The sequence below is a fragment of the Pseudoalteromonas sp. SR41-1 genome (genome assembly GCF_014164015.1).
Lineage (GTDB): Bacteria > Pseudomonadota > Gammaproteobacteria > Enterobacterales > Alteromonadaceae > Pseudoalteromonas > Pseudoalteromonas distincta.
The window spans coordinates 86043-111467 of record NZ_JACJEK010000006.1 but is presented as its reverse complement, the minus strand read 5'-3'; the positions used below and the strand labels follow the sequence as shown (position 1 = coordinate 111467).

The following is a 25425-nucleotide window of genomic DNA, read 5'->3' as shown; positions in this document are numbered from 1 at the left end:
TGTTAGTGCAATACACCCTTTGATATTTATTTAAGCGTAAATGTGCCTTTCATCATGGCGTAATGCCCAGGAAAAGAGCAAAAATACGTGTAGTTAGTCCCTGCTGTTAAGGCGCTAGTATTAAAAGTAACTTGCGCTGATTTGCCACCGCCAATAATGTCGGTAGCGGCAAGTACGCGAGTATCGTTAGGCTTTAAGTAGTGGTTACTAAGCCCTGCTGCGTTGCCATCGGTTATTATAGCTTGCATGTTTTTCTCGCTAGCAAGCCCCCAGTTATGGCCCATAACATTGGCGGGTAATTTACCTACATGGCTAAGCTTTACAGTTACTTTTTTACAGCTTTTAGGAGCGCTTAGCGTTTTAGTTGAAAACTGCATCATGTCGTTTGCATCAAGGCTAAGTGTGCATTCGTCTGCATGTGCTGCATTGACACTAAGTAGTAGTGCAGTACTTAGTAAAGCAATTAATTTTTTCATACTGTTTCCTCTGTATTAGCTAAGTTGTTGCGTGCTTGATTGGTTAACGTAACCAGCGCTTTACGTACCTCTAACGGGCTGTTGCACTGGGTTTTAAAATTAATAAAGTAATTACGCTTTTGGCTTTGTATATAAAAACCAGTGGGTAATAGGCCGCTCATTATAGGGGTGTTATCGGCTACGCCGTAGTGCTGCATTAATATGAGCGACATAGCATCTTGGTGATCTTCATTCATATGGTTAATCATGCTTTGCTGTTGGCTTTCATCCCAGTTTTTTGCCTCGCCCTGCCACTCGATTTGTTCAAGCCAAAATATTTTGCCAAAGCCGCCAATGTAACGCACTCGCACTACGTCTAATTGCCATAATTGAAAGTCGTGCGCGTTGCGATAGCTAGCGGCTTCGGGGTATAGGGAAATATAGTTATCAAGTAAAGTGTGTGCTTGCTCACTTGGCACAATAGAGCCATCGCCTACAAGCGTTACGCGGCCGTGCTCGTTTTGATCGCCACTGTCGGTGGCATCAAACACAGTTAGGCTCATACGTGAGTCGTGCTTTAGATTTTTAGTGTGCTGGGCTATATCGCTAATAAAAAAGTAAACGCGGCCTTGTTCGTCGCACATATAGGGGGTTACTGAGCCAAACGGGTAACCGCGTAAATTATTAGAAATGGTCGACATGACACCAGCATTGGTTTTGTAAACCAATGTGCGTGCATCGTTTAACGCTTGCTCTCTCATAAAAACTCCTGACGTTGAGAAAAAACCATGGGTGCATCGTTATAAGGATGAGGGTTTACGTGCAGTTTCATGGCGTACATTTGTTGTAAGTTTTGTTCAGTTAATACGGTGTTTATAGGCCCACTTTGCAGCACTTTTTTGTTGTGCAGTAAAATAGCATCGGTTGCATAAAGGCTGGCTAAATTTAGGTCGTGTATTGCAATAATGGCGCTGTTACCCTGCCCTACAAACGCTTTAACGCAGCTGAGCAAAGCATGTTGATGGCGCATATCAAGTGCTGATGTAGGCTCGTCGAGCAGCATTAGTTTTGGCTCGGCCGATTGTGTAAAGGCGTTTAGTTGCGCCAAAGTGCGCGCCATATGCACACGTTGTTGCTCTCCGCCCGAAAGCGCACTTACGCGGCGAGTTAAATAATGGCTTAAATCCATAATAGCGGCGTATTTATTTACTTTTTCGCTTTGCATTTTTAATGACTCTACATACGGGTAGCGGCCCATTGCAATAAGCTCAAATACAGTAAAATCAAACCCTACGTGGTTTGCTTGCATCATCACTGCGCGCTGTGTGGCTAGGCGTTTTTTAGCATGAGCGGCCAGCGGCTTAGCATTAAAAAGTACACTGCCTGTAAAGGAATGCATACCTGCTAAGGTATGCAGCAAGGTAGATTTACCTGCGCCATTTTCACCAAGTAGTGCTACAAGTTGCCCTTGTTTAGCGCTGCCATTAATAGCGTTTAAAACGCTGTGATTATCAAAGCCAACGCTTAGATTGTTAAACGTGATCATGACCAACCTCGCTTATTTTTCACTATTAAATAAATAAACAATGGCGCACCCAATAATGCAGTAATAATTCCAATGGGTAGCTCTGATGGCATGATCACAATGCGTGCTAGCCAGTCAGAAAGTAGCAATACCACTACGCCAATTAGCATACAAAGCGGCAGCATATTACGTAAATGCGGCCCCACCATTAATCGGGCAATATGCGGGACTACTAAACCAACAAACCCTATTAAGCCGGTAAGTGCCACAACCGCCCCTACTCCTAGTGCAACAAGTATAATTACATATAGTTTGAGCTTGTTGGTGTCTACCCCTAGGTACTGAGCTTGTGACTCGCCAATAAGGAGTAAGTTCATGGGCTCTTTTAACCGCCACAGGCCAATTAGGCTGATAAACAGTAACGGCGCAGCTTGAATAATCGTGCTCCAGCTTGCTCCGCCTAATGAGCCCATGGTCCAGTAATTTATTAATCGTAGCGCGCTATCGTCGGCAAAAAAGCTCAGTAGCCCAATAACCGCAAATGCTAACGCGTTAATAGCCACCCCCACTAATATAAGTGTGGTGATATTAATTTGCCCTTGCTGCTTGGCAATAAAATATACCAGCGAGGTAACACCAAGCGCCCCTAAAAACGACGCATAAGGTAAATACAACTGCGCGTTAAAATTAAACTGCGCGCTAAGTGCTATAAACGCCACAGCAACCATAGCCGCACCCGCACTAATGCCAATAATAGATGGATCGGCCAATGGGTTGCGGCACAGCGCTTGCGTTGACGCGCCTGTTTGGGCAAGCACCAACCCTACAAGCACTGCAAGCACAAAGCGTGGCAAACGTATTTGCATTACGACATTTATTTGCAGCGCATCAAACTGATTAAAGCGCTCGGGTGCAAGCCAAGCAATGGCTAAACGCCAATCCCACCCTGCTGGCCCATACCCTATGCTAAGTAGCGCCAAAGCAAAAATACACACAGAGGCTAATAGCATCCATTTATGGGTTTGGCTAAGTGTTACAGGGTTAAAACGGCTCAATGTTAGGGTGTTCATAAGTGGGCTTTGTACTCGTTAAGCTCATTAATTCCTGTGGCAATACGTGGCGACATGCCAAGCGAAAGTAGGCTATCCATTACAAGTAAGTTACAGGTTTGCGCCGCTTTTAATAAGTGTAGTGTAGGTTGCTCACAAAAAGCCTGCTTACCGCCAAGGCTGTGTACAACATGGGCTGGGGCTACTAAAAAGTCGGGCTGATTTATAGCAAGTACTTCGGTGTTAATTGCTTTAAAGCCTGAATGCGTAGCGCCTATATTGGTAATGCCTGCATAGCTAAATAATAAATTAGGGACGGTTTCTTGCCCGGCTGCAATAAGCCCGCGCTCATTAGCTGAGAGTAAAAATAGCGCGCTGTGTGTTTGCGCTTTTGCTTTTTCAGGTAACGATTTTGTAATGTGTGTAATAAGTGTTTGTGCTTTTTGCTTGGCGTTTAAGTCGGTACCAAGGCGTTTTATAAGCTCAAGTAGCTCGTTAACTGAGGTCGGCTTTTTATAATGAATTAGCTTAACCCCTGTTGCCTCAATTTGCTTAAGTGCTTGGCTTCGCCCTGCGCCTTCAAGCGCTAACAAGGTGGTTGGACGCATTGAAAGTACGCCTTCTGCAGCTAAATCGCGATAATAGCCCACTTGCGGTAATTGCGTGGCTTGGTGCGGGTACATGCTCGATTGATCAACAGCTACAAGGGTATTTTGTTTGCCTAGCGCATAAATTATTTCAGTAAGGGTGCCGCCAGCGCTAATAACGCGCTCTTGTGCAAGTGCAGATTGGGCCATTAAAGCAAACAATATAAATAGGTATTTCATTACACACTCCGGTTTTATTTTTTGGCTATTATAACCAGTTAAATCTAAATGAAAATGATTATCATAATTAATTGATCTTAATTTGACTTAGTTGTAACATCTCCGCCATAAATAATAACTATTATCATTTGGAGTTAAAATGAATCCCTCTGCGTTTAGATTTACTGCTATAGCAACCTTACTACTTGGCTCGGGCACTGCCATTGCCGAAAACATAATTGACGATCATATTGTTGTAAGTGGCTCGCGCTTTGAGCAAAAGCTTAAAGATGTAACAGGCTCAGTCACTGTTATTACCGAGCAAGACATAGAGCGTCAGCTAGCTGTAGATTTACAAACCATGTTTAAGTACGACCCAAGCATTGCAACGACAGGCAGTGGCGCAGGCGCGCAAACACTTACAGTACGTGGTGTTGGTGGTAACCGGGTTGTATTTATAAAAGATGGCCGACGCACCAACGATGGTTATGCAGGTGGAGGGGGCTATTTAGTTGGCCGTAATTATTTTGACGTAGCAGGTGTAAAACAAGTAGAAGTAGCCAAAGGTGCTGCATCGTCATTATATGGCTCTGATGCACTTGGTGGCATTGTGGTTATAACCACTAAAGATCCTAGTGATTATTTAAAAAATAACAGCAGCTTTGTAAAAATGGCGCTTGGGTATCAAGGTCAAAGTAATCAAGTAGCCGCCGATATTACTGCGGCAAAAGACTTAGGCGACTTTGCAGTAAGCGCCGTGTATAGCCACCGCGACAGCGAAGAAGTACAAAACTATGACGAAAATTTACCCGGTTATGATGCTAAGTTGGATGCTTTATTAGTTAAATTTGAGCAACAGCTTGATGAAAAACGCACACTAAAATACACCCTTGATTACTTTAATCAAACAACTGAGCAAGTAATAACCCCCGCTGTTCAAGAAACCGAAGAAGATGACACGAGTTGGTCACTGGCGCTCGATTACTATTCAGAAGTAGCAACCGCTGCGTTTGATAAATGGTACGGGCAAGTGTCTTATAGTAGTTACGAGCAACAAAGCGATCAAATTAGTGGCGCAAGCACCTACACCGATTATAACGACTATCGTTTTGAGCAAAATATTTTAGGTTTAAAAGCGGTATTTAATAAAGGGTTTAACGCAGAGGGTGCCGATCATGAAGTGGTATACGGGATTGATATAGACTTATACGACACCACCCGCCCACGTTTTAAAACCCGTATTTTAGCCGATGGCACTGTTGATTTTACAGACCAAAAACAAAAAGCATTCCCGGGGGCTGATACCTCTTTAATTGGCGCTTATGTACAAGACAGTATCTCGTTTAATAATAGCGCGTGGTCGGTTATTGCGGGTGTGCGATATGATTACTACACCCTAGAGGCTAAAAATGATGAGCTATACGCCGATGCGCAGCTTGGTGATATTACCGAATCTGCCTTTTCGCCTAAGCTAGGTGTTATATACCAAGTGGATGATAACTTGTCGTTGTACGGACAATACGTACGAGGCTTTAAAATACCACCACACGACCAAGCCTATCAAAGCCACGGCGTTGAGCCGTTTTATCAAATATTACCAAACGCCGATTTAGACCCTGAAAGCAGTGATTCGTTTGAGCTTGGGCTAAGATACGCCAGCAGCGATATTAGTGTAAATTTAAGTGCTTTTTATGCAGCATACGATGACTTTATAGAAACCGCCGTAGTGGGTGTTGAGCCAACGTACATTCCTGGCGTAAACAAAACGCTGTATCAGTACCAAAATATTAGCGAAACACAAATAAGCGGTGTGGAAGCCGGAATTGCCATGTATGTAGCTGAAAATATACTACTAGAGGCAAACGTGGCTTACGTTGATGGTGAAAATAAAGAAACCGATCAGCCACTTTTCAGCATTAGCCCGTTAAATGGCTCAGTATTGTTAAGTACAGAACAGGGTAATATTAACTGGACCGCCGCGTTGCGTTTGGCTAAATCGCAATCGGATGTAGTACTTGATACAAACGGTAATAAAACTACGCAAGGACATGGCTACGGCGTTGTTGATTTATACGCAAACTACGAATGGCAAGCGTGGCAGCTAAATGTAGGTGTACTTAACTTGCTCGATAAAGAATATGTACCTTTTGAGTTGATTGCAGGTCAATCACAAGGTGCTGATTTTAGCCAATACACCCAACCTGGGCGTAACTTTTCAGCCAAAATAAGCTATGAGTTTTAATTAGCTCCTAGAAAATTAAATAGCAACAAACGCTGCATGAAGCTGCAGCGTTTGTTGAGTTTATTTTTATGATGACACCCAACCTAATTTTTTATTTATTGATTCCTAGATTCTAATTGGAAGTGCACCACCTAATTCATTATGGCTAAAGTACAAAATTAACGGTGGGTGTCATCTCAAAATTTAATCTTAAAATTTACTAAAAACAAAGTAACACTTTATAAGCCAGCGATTTAAAGCAAAAATCACTGGTTTTATAAATTAATTAACTGCAAAGTCTTTTGTTTCTAAATAGCTTGGTACGGTTTTAAAACATGCCTCTAGTTTGCTTTTAAGCGCAGTGCTTATCGAAGCATCACACTTCAATTTCCCGTTATATTTACTCATAGTAAGCGGTACTAAGCTTAACGAGTCATAGCTTGGCTTGCTTTGTATTTTATGAATTACTAAACCTTGCTGCTCTGTTAGCTTTATTAATGTAAACACATTTTTTTGTGCTTGATTAGTCGTTATTTTTTCAACATATAGCGGGTTTTTAAAGGTTAGCTTTGTAGTAAAAAGTGCGTTGCCACCGCGTTCAAAATGGCCGTTAAATACAGTTACATTTAAGGTGGGTGTCTTTTTATTTATTAATAAATTTAGGTCAAATTTGGTTGGTAAAATAGTGATCTGTTCTTGCTCGTCTGCTGCTTTATTTAAAATATTTTTGATTGTTTTTAAGTGGGTGTCATCCGTAGTTACTTCATACACTATTTGGTAGTTGTGTGGAGGGGCGTATAAAGGCATGTGGCTGGCAAGTACTTTATCGCCGGCTAAAATAAGCGCCATACCATGGAAGCCATTATAGCTGTGGGTTATGTGTGAATTGTGTTGAGGTGTATTTGCGTGCGCTGCACTCGATAATAAAATAAAAAATAGCAGTATGTGTTTCATGTTAGTGCTCAAAAAATATATATAGCGCCACTATAAGCTGATTTTTATATACAAATAATCGATAATAAGTGATTAGTTGTTTCCTTTTAGTTAATACGGTTTGGCGCTATGCATTTAGATGACATTGAAAAAGTAATTCATATGGCGGGTTCGCAAAATCTGCATACAACCGCTAAGCACTTTAATATTACCCCAGGTGCGCTGTCTAAAACGCTAAAAAAGGTTGAGGCAAATTTAGCCACGGAGCTGTTTAACCGTGTAGGTAAAACCTTAGTACTCAATGATAAAGGCAAAGAGTTTGTTAAGCACAGTAGCGATTTAGTTCATAATTACCAGCAGCTTACTAGCCGTTTTAAAAGCGATAATCATAAATTTAATGCGGTTATTGCAGGCCCTGCCATTTTACTCAAAAGTGGCGTTAAAAAGCTGCTTACACCCCTTAGTAACCTGCCTTGCTCGGTGCGTATTAATAATGTATTTGAAGGTGAAGCCATAAGCCAAGTTGCATCAGGTTCGGCGCATATTGCGCTAGTTACTCGCGAGGCATTAAACAACAGCTCACATACTAATTTAGTGGCGGTTGACGTATTTAATACTGAGTTTAGTGTAGCTGCGTCTCCTTCACATCAGCTAGTACAAAAAGGCTTTTTAACACTCAATAAAAACCAATTACTACAGTTGTCTTTTGCATGCCCGTTGTTTTCACCACTGTGCGGCCTTGAACAAGGTATTGGCTCCGACGGTTGGCAAGATGAAATAGCCCCGCGCAATATTGTATTTAGATGTAGCGATTACAGTGCATTAATAGAGGTGATACAAAGTGGCTTGGCGTTGGCATATTTACCAAATTTCGTGATTGATGATTTAGGGCTTAAAAAATTAACTGTAAAGGGGGTTAACAGTCGCTACAGCGAAGACATAGTAATGATTTACAAACCATCAAAAGCTGATGGCTGGCTTAATAAACTCATGCACTCTTTGTAGAGAATTTATCAATTTAAGTTCAATGTAAAGTATTACTTAGCTAAGCAGTGGTTAGCTAATATCAGCAACAATGCACTGATTACGGCCATGTTCTTTTGCATGGTAAAGTGCTTTGTCAGCACATTTGTAAACTTGGTCTATGTCGTTACTGTGCTCAGGACTAAAAAAATCAAACTAAGTGCATAAAAAAAGCCAGATGCAAACGCTACTGGCCTTTCATTAAAACCGTCATGTATTTAGAGATGACGGGATGTTATTTAAACTTATTTACTTACGTTTTTACGGCGTCTATTAAACCATACTAATGGAGTAAGTAATAAAGCTATAAAGCCAAAACTACCACCACCGCTAGATTTTGATTCTGTTACAGGCACAGTTGCTACCGCTTCATTTTTTACCATTACAGTACTTTGTTGAGTCACAGTTGTTACACCATCACTTACGGCAACTTCAAAAACAAGCTCTTCATCTGCAGTAATAGCTGCAGGTGTGAAGCTCAAAGTTGCTGTATCGGTACCTGTGAGCGTAGCAGCACTACCGCTAACCTGAGTCCAAGCATAAGTTAGTGTTTGGCCATTGCGATCTGTAGCTGTTGCTGTAATTGTTCCTGTAGCAGATTCAGTAATTTCCGCTGATGCACTTTCGACTAAAACAAGTGGGGCTGCGTTATCACATGCTAGTGAATCACCCGCTACAAGCTCAGAAAATACAGGAGATAAAACGTTAGACATAGTTAGGTTATCAATCCACCAACCTAAATCACTTACTGCGCCATCTGATGAAATCCTAAAGCGTACTTTTACTAAGTTGCCGTTTAGAGCATCACCAAAGTTGATAGTTTCATAATTACCATACGCGCCACTATCTTGTACGTTATTACCAGTAAAAGTTTCACGTTCTTGAAGTTCTTGCGAATCGTTTTCGATTAGAACAGCGTCGTAGCCAACATCAAATGTGCCGCCAATTTCAGTAGCATCAACCCAGTCACCGCCATTAACACTAACTTCTACAACACCACCATCCCAGTTTTGCTCAATACTATAGAAATGCCAAAACGAGATTTCAAAGTCGCCTGAGTAACCAACTTCGAATGGCTTACTCTCTATTGCTACATCTGATTGGAAGCCATTATTTACAAGGCGCATTGCCTGTGTGCCTAGCTCAAACCCACCTTGTTCAAAGAAGGCAATATTACCACTATTATCCATAACCTGAGTGCCAACAGCTAAGTCACCGCCAAACATTACGTTTTCTTTTAAATCTAATAGTGATGAACTTGCTACTTCCATATCATCTGAAACTACAGCTCCAACAGGCATTTCTGACTTAAAGCCCATATTTACTTCAAACGTAAGTGTTTGATCAAGTGCTTCAACGATATCATCGTCCGTTTCAATTTCAGGGAATGTGACTTCAATTTCTAGTGTTTCAGCTGTACCCGCTTCGTTCAAAGTAACTTTAATATCGTTACTAGTTATTGCTTCGTACGGTTGAACTTCACCAAAAGTAAGTAAACCATCATTTTCAAATGTTACATCATGATCGCTTATAACAGTCAGTTGTGCTGTTGTACCACTAAGTACTTCACTACCACGGTTAGTAATTGTTACGCTAACCGTACTCGTTTCGCCTTTATCTAAAATATTGTCGTTAGTACAAAAACCAAGCTCTGTACCATTGTACATGTTGTTTAAGTCAGCACTTGCAAATGCATAGCTAGAAAGCTGTGTTTTATTTGATTCAACCACACCAGTAAGGTCATTACTGAAACGATCTGGCGATACTGCGCCAAGACCCATACCACGTTTAGCAAATGCACCTACCATTAATTTGTAATCAGCAGGGTCTACTGCATAGGCAGCAGCTAAAATAGCATCACGTGCTTCAGTGTAGGTTGGTGCAATAGGTGTTAATTTGTAACCTGCAACTAAGTAATCTGCCATTCGAGTTTGTGCTTCATTAAAGCCATGCTCGTTAATAAGCGCTACATAGTTTTCCCATAATACAGTTGCCCAAATTTCGCCGGCAGCATGAGGAGAAGCCACGCTTGTTGGTGATATACCAATATCAGCACCAGCATTTTCAGTAATATGGCGGAACGACAATGCATTTACATCTGTATCAGTTGAATAAGGAAGACGACGAATACCGAAGTAGAAGTCTTCTACAAATGTGCCGCTACCATATGCTTTTTGGAACTTATCGTTACCTGTAATATTTATATCGCTTTCTTTAGCGATAAACATTAATGAGTGGAAATCGCCCCAGCCTTCGCCCATTGCGCGGCCTTGGAAGTTAATAAGGCCTGATGAATTACCGACTAAGCGGTTACTAATGTAGTGACCCCATTCATGAGCAATAATACCATTATCAAACGTACCATCTTTTAATGTTGCTTTGGTAAACATGTCTACAGTAACAACTTCACCAGCATCAATTAGGTCATACATTGCATGACCATCAGCGTAATTTAAACCCATATTTGGAATGGTTACAGTATCGTCTTCACCGCCCATTGGTGCCGGTTCTGCCGTATCTGGGTCATTATTAACAACGATAGTTGCTATTGCACCTGCATCTTGTGCATTTTTTACTTTAATCGTAAAAGCACATGAGCCACGATCTACAATTGCAATTTTCCCTGCTAGTTCAGCAGCATTTATAGCAGGCTCACAACCATCATTAATACTTGTTGAATCTACTGTATTTCCATCATCTAAACGAACAACTTCTGCAGCCACATCACTGAATTGGTATTTACCAAAGCCAGATTCTTTTGTTGAAGCTAAAAGGCCTAAAGAGTCATGTGAAGTTACTGTAATACCAAAATCTACACCAACAGTGGCATCTTTACTGTTGTACAAGTACATTTGCATACGTGGGCTAGCACCATCAGCTGGTGTAGACATATTTGCATTATTACGACCTGAGTTATCTTGAGCCTGTGCTTCAATCGGGTCACCTTCTACGCCGCCACGACCAAAGTTAGATACCTGCGCTACATTTGATGTTTCATCAAAACCATGATCATAGAAAAAATCATGTAAAAAGTTATTCATATAAAACAAGTTAACAATAGCTGCTTTACGGTTTGCGTAGCTATTTGCAACTTCATCTACTTGGTAAGGGTAGTCAAATGTGAAGTCTGCAGTTGTTTCAGCGGTAAAGTCACCTTCACTAAAGTCTTGAGGTGCAATCACATCGGCGTAAGCAAATACGTTATTACCTGATGTTGTCGTTGCATCATCAGCTAACCATGGGTCCATTGTGCTTAGTTTGCTGTAGTAGGATAGAGATACCATTGGCGCGTCTAAAATCTCAGTCTCGTCTACTTGTCCTGGGCCATCTGCAGGAATTACGTCACCGTGCGGGCTTTCCATTGGGTAGCCATCTTGGTTAGCGTAAACACGGTAATTAAAGTCAGCTGCATGAGATTTCAAATCTTTCGCAAAATATACTTTGCTGTTATTCGAATCTACTACGTAACTAAAGTAGTCACTTTCTAAAGAGCCAACTTCTGCTACTTCTACTTCAATGTAATAAGCAGATTTCAGCTCGCCTGCAACTTCAAAAAACACTTCTTTTGCACGTGGCGTACCTAAAACAATCTTAGAGTCATCTAATGATTTAGCCTCATATTTTGCATAGCCACCTTCATTACCAATTTTACGAAGTGAGACATCAATATTAGCTAATTCACTAAATGCTTTTTTTATACTTTGCTCAGAGTTTACAAAACCCGTTAATGCAGCAAGTTTATTTTTAGATGACGACGTATCAGCAAAATACCCCGAGCTTGCTACTAGGTTGTACTCTTTATCCATTAACAAGTTGTATTCGCGGTTAAAAACTTCAACACCGTTTACTTGTTGCTTGTATTTTGCACTAATAGAGCCACGTTTTTGCTCTGATAAATCAACCATAACAGCAGAAGATGCTGTTGCTTTACGATTACTAATACCTGTTAAAGTTTCAATATAAAAGTCAGCAGCATATTGGTTACGGTTATCAGCAGCGATTAAAGCCATGTCAGGCTTACGCTGACCTATTGCTTGCCATAAAAACGTTGCTTTACCCATTTGTGCATCGTAAATTGATTTTTGACCCGAGACAGTGGCGCGTTCGGCTAAGGTTTTCTGCTGAACAGCAGCTAAAGAAGTACCCTGAGTAACTGCATTTGTTGCACTTACATCATAAAATCGAGTTTGTTCAGCGGCCGTTAGCTCACCTGCTGCTAATGTAGATGCTACAACCATGGCAATAGTTGTTAATTTAAATTGAGACATGTATCCACCTGTTTGTATTTATTATGTTTAAACACTTAATGTTTTTAAATTGATTATTTTATGTAAACGCCTGGTTAAGTTGTTAATATACAGACTTGAATAAGGCTGAATAGCTTTAAATTTAAAGAAAAGTAAACAAAGGTAAACGAATGCAAAAAATAATTTTTACAAGTGCAGTGCCAATAATCGCAGCTTTATTACTATCTGCATGTAATAACAGTGAAAAAACAGAGGTTAACAACTCTCAGGCACAACCTAAAACAGCAGAAATCATTATAAAAGAACCATCTAAGAACCAGAAAAGTGACACTATTTTCCCTAAAAAAGAAAGTAGTCAAGGTGTTATTAAAAATGCATCTAAAAGCATAAATTCATCGGGTGATAAACTTATCTTTAACTCTGAGCAGTTATTTAAAGGCGACGTTATTTATAATCAGAACTTAAAACAAAAAGGTGTAGTAACAGGTACTCTTACCATTACATTAAATACCGATTCTGTGCCTGATGAGTTAAAAAATAATTATGAATTAATCAAGTCAACAGCTCACAATTACACATTACTTGTTGAAAAAGGTGTTGATATTGCAGGATTGTCTAGTGCTTTAAACAGCTATAAATCAGTGACCAATGTAGAAATTGCAATTAACTATTCACCTATCGAAACACACTTTTAATCAGCAACAATGCACTGATTACGGCCATGTTCTTTTGCATGGTAAAGTGCTTTGTCAGCACATTTGTAAACTTGGTCTATGTCGTTACTGTGCTCAGGCCAAGTTGCAATCCCAATTGAAATTGTTATAAAGCCGATAGTTTCCATATTTGTAGACTCAACAGTTTTACGTAGTCGCTCTGCTATTTTGAGCGCACTTTGGCTGTTTTCATTAGGCAAGACAAGTACAAATTCTTCACCACCTATACGTGCTACGATATCGTCTTTTCGAGATAATTTTTTGATAATATCAGTAAGCGATTTAAGAGCTTCATCTCCTTTATCATGGCCAAAGGTATCGTTAACTCGCTTAAAGAAATCGATGTCTATCTCTAAAATAGCAAATGGAGTTTGCTTAAACATCAACTGGTTTAATAAACCGTTTAAACTCCTACGGTTATGAGTATCAGTTAGGGGATCTGTTTGCGCATCATGACGAAGCTGACCTATCTGCATTTGCAAAGTATTAACTCCATTGAGCATTGCAATTTTTAGTCTTTGGCTTTCAAAGTACCAAGATTTAACACTTTTTAGCTCTTCAATACTTGTTGGATCGTCAAGTGTATTTGCTTTGTCTGCTAGTTGTTTTAAAGGTCTAGAAATTAAGTGAGCAAAAAAACCGATTAAAAGAAACGTAATAACAGCCATCGGTAATGTACGTTTTATTACTTCAGTTATGAGTAAATCAAGTGACGAAAGCGTTGCTCTTACAGGGCGCTGAGCGACAATTACCCATTTTGCTTTAGGCACGGAGGAAAAGCCTGCTAGCATTTCTATCTCTTGGCTATTTTTAACAATAGAAGTACCGCTTTGGCCTGTAATCATATTATTAGTGATGGAATTATTTGTGACGACTGTCCCTATTAGTGCCTGATCTGGGTGATAGAGAATTCGCCTACTGGCGTCGACCACATAAATATTTGTTCCACCCTCATAATAATGCTGCTCTAATAAGCTATTTAAAATATTACGCTCCTTTAGATAAAGAGAGCCACCAATATAACCAAGGTAATCTCCACTTTGATCAAACAAAGGATGAGAAATAAAAACAATAAAGTTCCCAGCAGCCGACATATAAGGCGCGCTGATTAATGGTCTTTTTTCTTGTAGCGCTTGTACAGCGCCAGGTGAGTGGATTGATTCACCAATAAGTTGCGGAAATTTAGGAGAGGTTGCGACAACAACACTATGCTTATTAATTACAACCGAGTTAAAGCTATTCGTTTGTAAGTGTAAGCGGGTCGCTTCTTGGTTTAATAAATCTTCATCATCAACTCTTTGCTCTATTTTTTTAGCTGAATAGGCCAGTTGTTGCATTGCGGATTCTAAAAAATTATCTGTTGCTGATGCCAGTTTATTGGCATAAGCATAGTTACTTTTTAGCGTGTAAGCTGTTAACTGCTCTTTTTGTACTTGGTAGGTAGAATAAAAGCTACTTACTAAAGTACTAATAGAAGCCGTAATCGCTAAAAGCAAAATAAGAAATCGAAGATTTAAGGCCGTTAATAATTTTTTTCGCAAACGTATGCCATCCTAAGTACAGGTATTCAGTACCCGAACCTATAATTGTATATAAAGCCCGCAATTATACCCTCTGGAAAATTTATTATCTAATATTAACAAAGCCACAAAAAATATAACTAAATATAACTTTTCGCTAATAGCAAAATTATAAATTTTCTTTAACTTTTACAATATGTTATTGGTTCCTCTGCAAAAAATCCTTCTTTTGCAGTTACCTCAAAAAGTAGTTAAGCTGCTTACACTTATCTACTTTTTAGCTTTGGAGTGTGTTTTGCTAAATAAGTGTATTGTATCGTCTATCGTTTTTTTATCTGGGTGCTTAATGCCATTACAATCCTCGCTTGCTAAACCCGTGCTTTCTCTTGAACAAAAACTTGGGCAAAAGCTAATACTCGACTTTCGTTACTTCTGCCAGCAAGGAGTAAGTAATAAATGCCGAACTCCAATGACCGAGTTACCTAATGAGCTCGCTACCGCTATTGCAAAATACGATATTGGTGGGGTAATTTTATTTTCTGAAAACACTCAATCGATAGAGCAAACAATTACGCTTAATAGCCAATTGCAAACAGCTGCAAGTAAATCCAGTAGTAAGCTGCCGCTATTTATATCAATAGATCAAGAAGGCGGACGTGTAGCGCGTTTACCACGCGATGTTGCCACCTCATTTACCGGTAATATGTCGATTGGCGCAACCTACAAAAAACACGGTACAAGCTTTGCGACAAAAACAGCAACAGTTATAGCTAAAGAACTAAACTCGCTGGGTATAAATGTAAACTACGCGCCCACGGTTGATGTAAACATGAACCCCGATAACCCTGTTATTAACGTTCGTTCGTTTGGTGAAAACCCAGCATTAGTGAGTAAATTGGGCGCCGCACAGGTTGCAGGATTTGAAAGCAATGGCGTGATTACCTCGTTAAAGCACTTTCCGGGTCACGGCGATACAAACGTAGATAGCCATACAGGCTTGCCTAAAGTAAACCATGCAAAAGAAGTTATTTACGAGCAAGACCTAGCACCGTTTAAACACATTATCGCCAAGCAAAACCCAGGCATGATAATGACGGCGCATATTCAATACCCAGCGCTTGATAGCACAACGTTTATAAGTGTTAATGGCAAAACGATGGTAAAACCAGCAACAATGTCGCGCGCAATCATTACTGATATTTTACGTGGCGAGCTTAATTACCAAGGAGTTGTAGTAACTGATGCGCTTGATATGGCTGGTATTAGTAACTTCTTCACACCAACTCAAGCTGTAATAAATACATTTGCAGCTGGAGCTGACATTGCCCTAATGCCTATTGAAATTAGAACACCAGATGATTTAAATAAACTCGATGATCTTATTAAAGAGCTTGTTGCAGCGGTTAAATCAAACCAACTTGATGAGCAAGAAATAGCACAATCGGCACAGCGTATAATTACGCTAAAAAATAAATTTAGATTAAGCACTAATTTTGACCCTATTACCGCTCTCATAAATGCAAAGCAAACAATTGGCAGTGCAGCACATCGTGAAATAGAAGCGCAGCTTGCTGTAGAGGCAATAACGCAGGTTAAAAATAATAACAGTACTTTGCCGCTTAATTTAAAAGCAGGAAGTAATGTTCATATTATTATGCCAGACACGCGTAAATGTATGGCAATGCAGCAAGCGATTGAAGCTATCAGCCAGCAAAAATTCACTTATAGCTGTAGTAGCTTACAAGGGTTCGACCCTGCACTCGTAAAAGCACAAATACACGCTGCTGATGTAGTTATAGCCGGCAATGCAACACCTAATCAAAGTGCGGTAGAAATTGGCGGTATGGATGATTTAAAAGACGACCCTAATTTTGCACTTAATAATGCAGAGCAACCAAAAGCACTTGAGTCATTATTAAATATGGCAAAAGAGAAAAACAAAAGCACTGTTTTTATAAGCCTAAGAGCCCCTTACGACATTGCTAAATTTGGCAATTATGCAAATGCTGTACTTGCATCCTACGCATATAATATTGATGTAGATAAAAACGATATTGTATCTGGCCCTGCTTTTACCGCACTTGCAAAAGTGTTATTAGGAGAAGCACCGGCTAACGGCGTATTACCTGTCACAATAAAACCGCAAAAGGCGCACTAATATGAAACTCAATTGTGATTTAGGCGAAAGCTTTGGCGCGTGGAAAATGGGGCTAGACGATGACGTTATGCCACATATTGATATGGCTAACATTGCGTGTGGGTTTCATGCAGGTGACGCCGATGTAATGGCATACACTCTTGTACTTGCCAAGCAACATAACGTACAAATTGGTGCTCACCCAAGCTACCCAGACAAGCAGGGCTTTGGTAGGCGCTCAATGGTACTTAGCGAAAAAGAGCTTACAAATTGCCTGCACTATCAAATAGCCGCTATTGAGGGGATGGCAAAAGTACAAGGTTTAACACTTAGCTATGTAAAACCCCACGGCGCACTTTATAACGACATGATGGCAAATGATCAAATATTACAAACCGTTATAAATGTAATTGCCAGCTACCCAACAGATTTAAAGCTAATGATTTTAGCGACTAAAAATGCCAATAAGCACATTCAAATAGCTAAAAGTTTAGGAGTTGAGTTAATACTAGAGGCCTTTGCAGATAGGCAGTACACCGACGATGGGCATTTAGTGTCGAGAACACTTGAGGGCAGCGTTCACAACAAAGCCGCATTACTAGAGCAAGTAACTCAGCTTTTATCCGATGGCAGCGTGACAACACGAACTGGAAAAAAACTAACGCTCAACGCCCATAGCTTATGCGTACATGGCGACAACGCTGATGGCATAGCGCTTATAAAAGACATAAAAGCCCTGTGTAACTCAGCTAACTAAACACTTTTACACAACCACAAATAGAAGCTGTAAACCCCCTTTACAGCTTTAACTCATAGATTTAAATAAGAGCTTCATCGCATCCTACTGTTAATTTAATAATCCCTAACATATAACTACTTAGCAAATTAAAAAAAGTAACAACAGGGATAAAATGAAAAAGCTTTTAACACTTAGCCTCGTTTTAGGCTGTAGCAATTTAGCCTACGCTGAAACAAATACACTACAACTGCAAGACGTGTTTAATTTAGAATATGCTAATCAAATAGATATAACCGAAGACGGTAAAACTGTTTATTTTGTGCGTAACCGCATGGATATAAAAACAGATCGCAAAGTGGGTAATATTTGGTCTGTTGATTACAAAACCAAACAAATGCAGCCGCTAACCTCTGGCGTGCACATGGATTACTCGCCAGTACTCTCTCCTGATGTTCAACGCCTTGCGTTTATATCAACCCGTGATGGCAGCAGCCAAATATATATTAAATGGCTTAAAACAGGTGCTATGGCAAAAATTAGTAACTTAACGAGTAGTCCACGTTCGATTACATGGAGCCCTGATTCTAACCAATTAATATTTAGCATGTTTGTCCCAAGCGCTAATTCAGCGCCAGTGAGCTTACCGGGTAAACCAAAAGGCGCAACCTGGGCAGAGCCCGCCAAATTTATTGATGATGTTTATTACCGTTCAGATGGTGGCGGTTACACACAAAAAGGTTTTAGCCAATTATTTTCCATAGATGCTAACGGTGGTAATGCTAAACAACTCACTCATGATGAGTTTGATAACGCGGGCGATGTAAGCTTTAGTAACGATGGTAAGTCGCTTTATTTTTCTGCAAACAGGCACACAAACAACCAACTAAAACCCACAAACAGTGAAATTTATAAACTCGATTTAGCTTCGCAAAATATAACAGAAATTACCGATAGAAATGGTCCTGACGAGCAGCCTAAAATCTCTCCCGATGGTCGTTACTTAGCGTACACAGGTTACGATGATAAACGCACTAACTACGAAAACGCTCAGCTTTATATTCGTGATTTAAAAACAGGTAACACAACTAGCTTAACGCCAAATTTTGATCGTAGTGTAGGTCAAATAAAATGGAGTGCCAATTCAAAAGGTGTGTACTTTAGTTACGCCGATAAAGGTCAAACCGCCCTCGCATATCAACCACGCAGTGGCAAGCGTAAAATAATAACAACCCAAATTGGCAGTGTTGCCTTTGGACGCCCTTATTCTGGTGGCGACTTTGATGTAAGCGAAGATGGCGAGGTAGCCTTTACCCTTGCAGATACTCAGCGCCCTGCTGATATAGCAATAATTAAACGCGGTAAAGTGCAGCGTTTAACTACTCTTAATGCAGATGCATTGGGTGACAAAGCTTTGGCTAAAGTGGAAGAAATTTGGATTAAATCAAGTCACGATGAGCTACCAATCCAAGGTTGGGTTGCTTACCCACCTGAATTTGATAGCAGTAAAAAATATCCGCTAATACTAGAAATACACGGCGGTCCTGTCGCTAATTATGGCCCGCACTTTAGCGCTGAAATTCAACTGTTTGCAGCCAAAGGTAATGTCGTTTTATACATGAACCCACGTGGTAGTGATTCCTATGGTAAAGAGTTTGCACAAACTATTCATCATAATTACCCAAGTAACGATTTTGATGACTTAATGACAGGCGTTGATGCGCTAATAGCGAAAGGCTTTATTGACGAGTCTAAATTGTTTGTGACCGGTGGTTCTGGCGGCGGCGTGCTAACAGCTTGGATTGTGGGTCATACCGATCGTTTTGCTGCGGCTGTAGTTGCCAAACCGGTTATTAATTGGATCAGCTTTGTACTAACTGCCGATTTTTACCCGTTTTTTGCTGATTACTGGTTTCCAGGGAAACCATGGGATCACATTGAGCATTACATGAAACGCTCGCCTATTAGCTATGTTGGAAACGTTAAAACTCCTACTATGTTGCTCACTGGGGAATCTGACTACCGTACACCAATTTCAGAAACTGAACAGTTTTATCAGGCATTAAAGTTACAAGGTGTTGATACTGCAATGGTGCGAATTCCTGATGCATCGCATGGTATTACAGCTCGCCCATCAAACTTAATGACCAAAGTTGCTTATATTCAATGGTGGTTTGATAAACACACTAAATAACCTAAAATTTGTATAACATTTATAGCTCAAATAAAAGCCACTTTAAATAAGTGGCTTTTGTATTTATCGCCGTAGTATTCAAACTGTAAACCCCCTTTACACTTCTGTGACAGTTAAATATCGGACTTAGCTAAAACTTCAGTTAGTAAAATTTCGGTTTATAGCATTTTTTGTAACTTGAGTTGGTAAAAAATCGGTTTGAGTCACTGTTTATAGCCTCTCAGTTAGTAAAATTTTGTTTTATCGCACGGAGAAGTTAGTAAAAAATCGGTTTATAAATTCGCTAAGTTTGTCTATTAAAGCAAAAATCAGTCACTTACCAGACTTTTAAAGTTGTTGTAAACGCTTTTTACAGCAAAATCACCCCAAATATGCCGTTTTATGAAAGGTTAGTTAAACTCTGATCTGTAAATTCACTCAGGTAGTTAAATAGTGATCCAACATGATTTGGCAAGGGCGTGTTGAACTTTGGTGGGTTAATTTGCAGCAGTATGTTTGGTTTTTAGGCAAGGCGGAGCTTATGTAGTGTGGTTGTTCCCCATGAATAGGCGATAACGTAGCATAAATACCAAACATGCGCTGCCCTTTGGGTTCTTTCTAGGGACGATAAACTCTTTGTTGCTCGGTTTTTACTTAGCCCACTAGGTTACAAACCTCGCGCCGCGATTTAATCGCCCCTAGTTTGAACAAATTTCAATCCACAAAGATCAACACGCCCTAGTTAAAGTCTGATCTGTAATTATGCTTCAATGTTTAAACTTTGTTTAAAACAATAAAAAAGGGCCTATTGGCCCTTGAGTAACACTATCTAGTTAGGAATTAAAACTGGTTCATGGTGTTATCTTCACCACCGGCTTTTAGCGCGTTATCACCAGAGAAGTATTCTTTGTGCGTATCGCCCATGTTAGACCCTGCTAGGTCTTGGTGTTTTACAGAAGCTTGCTCGCGGCGAATTTCTTGGCGTTGTACATCACGCACGTAAGCCAGCATACCCATATCGCCAAAGTAACCTTCTGATAAAATATCAGTGCTTAGCGCAGCTGTATGGTACGTAGGCAGAGTAATTAAGTGATGGAAAATACCTGCTTCACGTGCGCCATCGCGCTGGAAGTTTTGCACTAGTAAATCGGCTGCTTGTGCAAGCTCTGTTGCATCCATCTCTGGTGCCATAAGGCCTTTATTATCGCCAAGGCTTGGGTAAGCACTAAGGTCACGGCCTGCTTCTTCCCACTCTTGATATACTTGCTCACGAAACTTAAGCGTCCAGTTAAACGAAGGCGAGTTGTTGTATACCAGTTTTGCATTTGGCACGTGTTCTTTTACACGATTCACCAGTTCTGCAATTTGTTTAACATGTGGTTTTTCTGTTTCAATCCACAGTAAATCAGCGCCCGACTGCAAGCTAGTAATACAGTCTAATACTACGCGGTCTTTTTCAGTGCCTTCGCGGAACTGGTATAAACCGTTATCTAGGCGAGTTGGTTTACATAACTGGCCATTAATTTTCATTGCTGTGTCGCCTTCATTCAAGTCATCGACACCGTTAATTGGTGTCGTTTCTAAAAATGCATTGTATTGGCTTGCTAAGTCACCTGGTGTTTGCGACACAGGTACTTTTTGAGTAAGGCTTGCACCTAATGAATCTGTACGTGCCACAATAATACCGTTATCAATACCAAGTTCTAAAAAGGCGTAACGTACTGCGTTAATCTTTGCTAAAAAGTCTTCGTGTGGAACGGTCACTTTACCCGCTTGGTGACCACATTGTTTGGCGTCAGATACTTGATTTTCTATTTGAATGGCACATGCACCGGCTTCAATCATTTTTTTAGCCAGTAAGTAAGTTGCTTCTTCGTTACCAAAACCGGCATCAATATCAGCAATAATTGGCACAACATGGGTTTCAAAGTTGTCTATTTTATCAATAACAGCTTGAACATCGCCGCCGTTCGCTTTTGCTTCATCTAGGTCGTTAAACAAGTGATCTAGTTCACGTGCATCAGCTTGCTTTAAAAACGTGTAAATTTCTTCAATTAGCGCAGGTACCGATGTTTTTTCATGCATGCTTTGATCTGGCAGCGGACCAAATGCAGAGCGAAGCGCTGCAACCATCCAGCCACTTAAGTATACATAGCTGCGTTTAGTTGTTTTTTGATGGCGCTTAATAGCCATCATCATTTGTTGGGCAGTAAAGCCATGCCAACAGCCTAAAGATTGCGTGTACTGGCTTGTGTCGGCGTCATATGCAGCCATATCTTCACGCATTACGTCTGCTGTGTATTGCGCAATTTCAATCCCTGTACGAAAACGGTTTTGTAAACGCATACGGCTTGCGTATTCAGGGTTAATAGCTTTCCATGCGCTGCCTTGTGTTTGGCAAAGAGTAGAGAGTGTGTCTGTTTCGCGTTGATATGTTGTCATAATAAAATCCTTCGAACGAGTGTGTAAATTATTTTAATGTTGTGAGAGTGGCTAGGAGTGTGTTCCGTAGCGCTTAATTCAACATTAGGCTCCTTTTCTAGATTTAGTAAATTTATAGTTGTTATTGTGGCTATACATTTTGTGAATAGCTAAAAAGCACTCAACATTGCCTTTTTGAGTTATTGTTGCCTTACGCACAAGCACACAACAACATCGCGACCGTTTAAAGGAAGGCAACTATGTCCCACACTCTCACACATTCAGGACTCAGCGTAGATACACAACTCGCTGATTTCGTTAAAAATCAATTGCTACCAGGCACTCACTTAAGTGAGTCACAATTTTGGCAAAGTTTTGCACATATCGTTCAAACACTTACCCCTATTAATAAGGCACTGCTTGAAAAGCGAGAGCTGCTTCAACAGCAAATAGACGACTACCATCTTGCTAATAAAACCTGGGATAGCGCTAAATACCAAGCCTTTTTGCAAGATATTGGCTATTTAGTTAAAGAGCCTGCCAACTTTGAAATTGAAACCCAAAATGTAGAGCCCGAAGTGGCCCTTACAGCAGGCCCTCAGTTGGTTGTGCCTGTAAGTAATGCACGCTTTGCACTTAATGCCGCTAACGCTCGCTGGGGCTCGTTATACGACGCTTTATACGGTACTGATGTGTTAAGCGAAGATGATGGGGCTGAAAAAGGTAATACCTACAACCCTGTTCGTGGTTTTAAGGTAATGGCCTACGCTCGCCAGTTTTTAGATAAAGCATTGCCGCTGACCAATGGCTCGCATATAGAAAGCACGAATTACTCAGTAGTAGATGGCGCACTTTTAATTACCTTGCGTGACAGCTCTCAAACCACATTAGCTAACCCATCTCAGCTTATTGGCTATCAAGGAGAAGCACAAAACCCAACTGTAGTGTTATTAAAAAACAATGACTTACACATAGAGCTACATATCGATCACCACCACATTATTGGCCAAGCTGATAAGGCTGGTTTAAAAGATGTAGTGCTAGAGGCCGCTCTTACCACCATTATGGATTGTGAAGATTCAGTAGCTGCGGTAGATGCAGAAGATAAAGTACAAGTTTATAAAAATTGGCTTGGGTTGATGCAAGGTAACTTAGTTGAATCGTTTAAAAAAGGCGATAAAACTGTTGAGCGTACCCTGCAAAGTGATAAAACATACACCGCACTTGATGGCGGCACCGTTACTTTAAAAGGCCGTAGCATGATGTTTGTAAGAAACGTTGGCCATTTAATGACGAACCCTGCTATTACTGATGTGTTTAATCAACCGGTGTTTGAAGGCATTATGGATGCGATGTTTTCAGCCACTGCTGCCCTGCACGACCTAAATAAAAAAACAGGTATCAAAAATTCAAGCGCGCAAAGTATTAATATAGTAAAACCCAAAATGCATGGCCCAGAAGAGGTGGCATTTACTAACACTTTATTTAGCTTAGTAGAGGAAGCGCTAAGCTTACCTAAAAACACGCTTAAAATGGGGATTATGGATGAAGAACGACGTACTTCTGTAAATCTTAAAGCGTGTATTTATGCAGCTAAAGAGCGTGTTGTATTTATTAATACCGGGTTTTTAGATAGAACAGGCGATGAAATTCATACCTCTATGCAAGCGGGCGTTGTGCTTCCAAAAGCACAGATTAAGCAGCAACCATGGATACAAGCTTATGAGGATCGCAACGTCGATATTGGCCTTGCTTGTGGCTTAAGTCATAAAGCACAAATAGGTAAAGGCATGTGGCCAATGCCAGATAAAATGGCATTAATGATGGAGCAAAAACAAGCTCACCCTAAATCAGGCGCTAATACTGCATGGGTGCCCTCCCCTACAGCCGCTACCCTGCATGCAATGCATTATCACGATATAAACGTATTTAATGAGCAGCAAAGTATAGCTAAACGTACTATTGCGAGTCTTAATGACCTGCTTACACCGCCGCTAATGGCAGACCCTAAAACGCTTTCAAAAGAAGATATTCAAAGTGAGCTAGAAAATAACGCACAAGGTATTTTAGGTTACGTTGTACGCTGGATTGATCAAGGCGTAGGTTGCTCAAAAGTACCTGACATTAACCATATTGGGCTAATGGAAGACAGAGCCACACTGCGTATTTCAAGCCAGCATATGGCTAATTGGTTGCTAAATGGCGTGTGCTCACAAGCGCAAATAAAATCAACAATGGCTAAAATGGCAAAAGTGGTTGATGGCCAAAACGAGCATGACACTGCGTATACACCCATGGCAACAAGCGAAGAAACCCTTAATAACAGCATTGCGTTTCAAGCCGCTACTGCGCTGGTTTTAGAGGGCGTAACGCAACCTAGTGGTTACACTGAACCACTACTACATAGCTACCGTATAAAATATAAAGCACAAAAGTCGAATACGCTTTAACTGCTTAATCAAAGTTAAAATTAAGTACTAAACCAGCTTAAAAGCTGGTTTTTTATCGCCTAAAATTAGAATAACAGCACTTTTAAGGCATTTTAAATGTATATAGATAATACACATGAATATCTAACATTTATTCAAACGTAAAAAAGCGTGTTTTGCATACACAAAACACGCTTTTAAAGCTTTTAACCGTTTACGTTTAATTTTTTACAATGGCATTGTGATAAATATTTTGTACATCGTCACAATCTTCAAGCATATTTATAAACTTATCAAAGTTAGCAATAACTTCTTCGTCTTCAATTTCAATATTAACTTGAGGAATAAACGTAATTTCATCTACTTCAAAGTTAATGCCTTCAAATGCGTCTTCAAGGGCAGTTTTAGCTTTAAAGTATTCTGTTGGCGGTGCAAATACCGATATTTTACCGTCCTCGGCTTCAACATCGCTTACATCAACATCAGCCATCATTAATGCTTCTAATACGACTTCATCGTCATCGCCTGCAAAGCCAAGTACCGCATAATGATCAAACATATGCGCTACACAGCCAGGAGTACCAATTTTTGAGTCTGTTTTAGTAAATGGTAAACGTACATCTTTGATAGTACGGTTCGGATTGTCAGTTAAACAGTCAACAATAACCATGCAGTTACCAGGGCCATAGCCTTCATAACGGGCAACAGAGTAATCTTCTCCTGCGCCACCGGCTGCTTTTTCAATTGCTTTTTCAATAACGTGTGCGGGAACTTGGTCTTTTTTAGCTTTTTCGATTAGACGGCGAAGTGTTTGGTTTACTTCGGGATCGGGATCACCACTTTTTGCTGCAACGTAAATCTCTTTGCCGTACTTTGAGTTTACTTTTGTTTTTGCATTGGCTGTTTTGATCATAGAACTTTGACGAACTACAAATGCTCTGCCCATTTTGTGCCCCTAATGAATACGTTACGTTTTGCGGTATTTTACCAATTCAAAACGTATTGGGCTAGCTCCGCAATGGGCAAAACTTGATTAA

The 25425-nt window shown here is 40.3% G+C and carries 17 protein-coding genes; 7 read left to right on the top strand and 10 right to left on the bottom strand.

Annotation, left to right across the window (positions count from 1 at the left end; genetic code table 11):
- Window positions 1–26: 26 nt before the first annotated feature.
- From azu to H5118_RS06705, 5 genes are read right to left on the bottom strand one after another with little or no spacing between them, the layout of a single operon-like run.
- A complete protein-coding gene (gene azu, locus H5118_RS06725) occupies window positions 27–476 on the bottom strand; it encodes an azurin (RefSeq protein ID WP_182748258.1) in 450 nt (149 codons plus the stop codon).
- Window positions 473–1216: a HugZ family protein gene (locus H5118_RS06720; RefSeq protein WP_182736542.1), complete on the bottom strand. Its 744-nt coding sequence runs from the start codon at window positions 1214–1216 to the stop codon at window positions 473–475. Before H5118_RS06720 ends, azu begins: the two co-directional genes overlap by 4 nt.
- Window positions 1213–2001: a heme ABC transporter ATP-binding protein gene (locus tag H5118_RS06715; RefSeq protein WP_182711980.1), complete on the bottom strand. Its 789-nt coding sequence runs from the start codon at window positions 1999–2001 to the stop codon at window positions 1213–1215. Before H5118_RS06715 ends, H5118_RS06720 begins: the two co-directional genes overlap by 4 nt.
- Window positions 1998–3050, bottom strand: coding sequence for an iron ABC transporter permease (locus H5118_RS06710; RefSeq protein ID WP_182748257.1), 1053 nt, complete (start codon window positions 3048–3050; stop codon window positions 1998–2000). Before H5118_RS06710 ends, H5118_RS06715 begins: the two co-directional genes overlap by 4 nt.
- Entirely contained in the window at window positions 3047–3856 is an 810-nt protein-coding gene (locus H5118_RS06705) for a hemin ABC transporter substrate-binding protein (RefSeq protein WP_182748256.1), read from the bottom strand. Before H5118_RS06705 ends, H5118_RS06710 begins: the two co-directional genes overlap by 4 nt.
- Window positions 3857–3995: 139 nt before the next feature.
- Here H5118_RS06705 and H5118_RS06700 point away from each other — a divergent pair, with 139 nt between their 5' ends.
- Entirely contained in the window at window positions 3996–6077 is a 2082-nt protein-coding gene (locus H5118_RS06700) for a TonB-dependent hemoglobin/transferrin/lactoferrin family receptor (RefSeq protein ID WP_182748255.1), read from the top strand.
- Window positions 6078–6338: 261 nt separating this feature from the next.
- On the opposite strand, the gene H5118_RS06695 is transcribed toward H5118_RS06700, so the two are convergent.
- Window positions 6339–7010, bottom strand: coding sequence for a hypothetical protein (locus H5118_RS06695; protein ID WP_182720234.1), 672 nt, complete (start codon window positions 7008–7010; stop codon window positions 6339–6341).
- 108 nt (window positions 7011–7118) lie between these two features.
- Between H5118_RS06695 and H5118_RS06690 the strand changes: the two genes are divergently transcribed.
- Window positions 7119–7994 (top strand): LysR family transcriptional regulator, encoded by an 876-nt coding sequence (locus H5118_RS06690; protein WP_182715957.1) that lies wholly within the window; start codon window positions 7119–7121, stop codon window positions 7992–7994.
- 263 nt (window positions 7995–8257) lie between these two features.
- Here the strand turns inward: H5118_RS06690 and H5118_RS06680 are convergent, their stop codons facing one another.
- Window positions 8258–12280 carry a rhombosortase-dependent M36 family metallopeptidase gene (locus H5118_RS06680; RefSeq protein WP_182748254.1) on the bottom strand — a complete coding sequence of 1341 codons (4023 nt, stop codon included), beginning with the start codon at window positions 12278–12280 and terminating at the stop codon, window positions 8258–8260.
- Window positions 12281–12429: 149 nt separating this feature from the next.
- On the opposite strand from H5118_RS06680, the gene H5118_RS06675 reads away from it, so the two are divergent.
- Window positions 12430–12954 carry a hypothetical protein gene (locus H5118_RS06675; protein ID WP_154902851.1) on the top strand — a complete coding sequence of 175 codons (525 nt, stop codon included), beginning with the start codon at window positions 12430–12432 and terminating at the stop codon, window positions 12952–12954.
- On the opposite strand, the gene H5118_RS06670 is transcribed toward H5118_RS06675, so the two are convergent.
- The gene (locus tag H5118_RS06670) at window positions 12951–14468 is read right to left on the bottom strand and encodes a sensor domain-containing diguanylate cyclase (RefSeq protein WP_182748348.1); all 1518 of its coding nucleotides are present in this window, start codon (window positions 14466–14468) and stop codon (window positions 12951–12953) included. The two genes, H5118_RS06675 and H5118_RS06670, sit on opposite strands and share 4 nt — an antisense overlap.
- Window positions 14469–14838: 370 nt before the next feature.
- On the opposite strand from H5118_RS06670, the gene H5118_RS06665 reads away from it, so the two are divergent.
- The 3 genes from H5118_RS06665 (at window position 14839) to H5118_RS06655 (ending at window position 19559) form a co-directional block, all read left to right on the top strand.
- Window positions 14839–16650: a glycoside hydrolase family 3 protein gene (locus H5118_RS06665; RefSeq protein WP_182748253.1), complete on the top strand. Its 1812-nt coding sequence runs from the start codon at window positions 14839–14841 to the stop codon at window positions 16648–16650.
- Window position 16651: 1 nt separating this feature from the next.
- Window positions 16652–17386 carry a 5-oxoprolinase subunit PxpA gene (locus H5118_RS06660; RefSeq protein WP_182748252.1) on the top strand — a complete coding sequence of 245 codons (735 nt, stop codon included), beginning with the start codon at window positions 16652–16654 and terminating at the stop codon, window positions 17384–17386.
- A 154-nt stretch (window positions 17387–17540) separates the two neighbouring features.
- Entirely contained in the window at window positions 17541–19559 is a 2019-nt protein-coding gene (locus H5118_RS06655) for a S9 family peptidase (RefSeq protein WP_182748251.1), read from the top strand.
- A gap of 819 nt (window positions 19560–20378) precedes the next feature.
- Here the strand turns inward: H5118_RS06655 and H5118_RS06650 are convergent.
- On the bottom strand, window positions 20379–21980 hold the full coding sequence (locus H5118_RS06650; RefSeq protein ID WP_002959200.1) for an isocitrate lyase: 1602 nt from the start codon (window positions 21978–21980) through the stop codon (window positions 20379–20381).
- Window positions 21981–22219: 239 nt separating this feature from the next.
- On the opposite strand from H5118_RS06650, the gene H5118_RS06645 reads away from it, so the two are divergent.
- Window positions 22220–24409, top strand: coding sequence for a malate synthase G (locus H5118_RS06645; RefSeq protein ID WP_182748249.1), 2190 nt, complete (start codon window positions 22220–22222; stop codon window positions 24407–24409).
- 199 nt (window positions 24410–24608) lie between these two features.
- Here H5118_RS06645 and H5118_RS06640 read toward each other — a convergent pair whose 3' ends face one another.
- Window positions 24609–25334, bottom strand: coding sequence for a YebC/PmpR family DNA-binding transcriptional regulator (locus H5118_RS06640; protein ID WP_002959197.1), 726 nt, complete (start codon window positions 25332–25334; stop codon window positions 24609–24611).
- Between the last annotated feature and the right edge of the window lie 91 nt (window positions 25335–25425).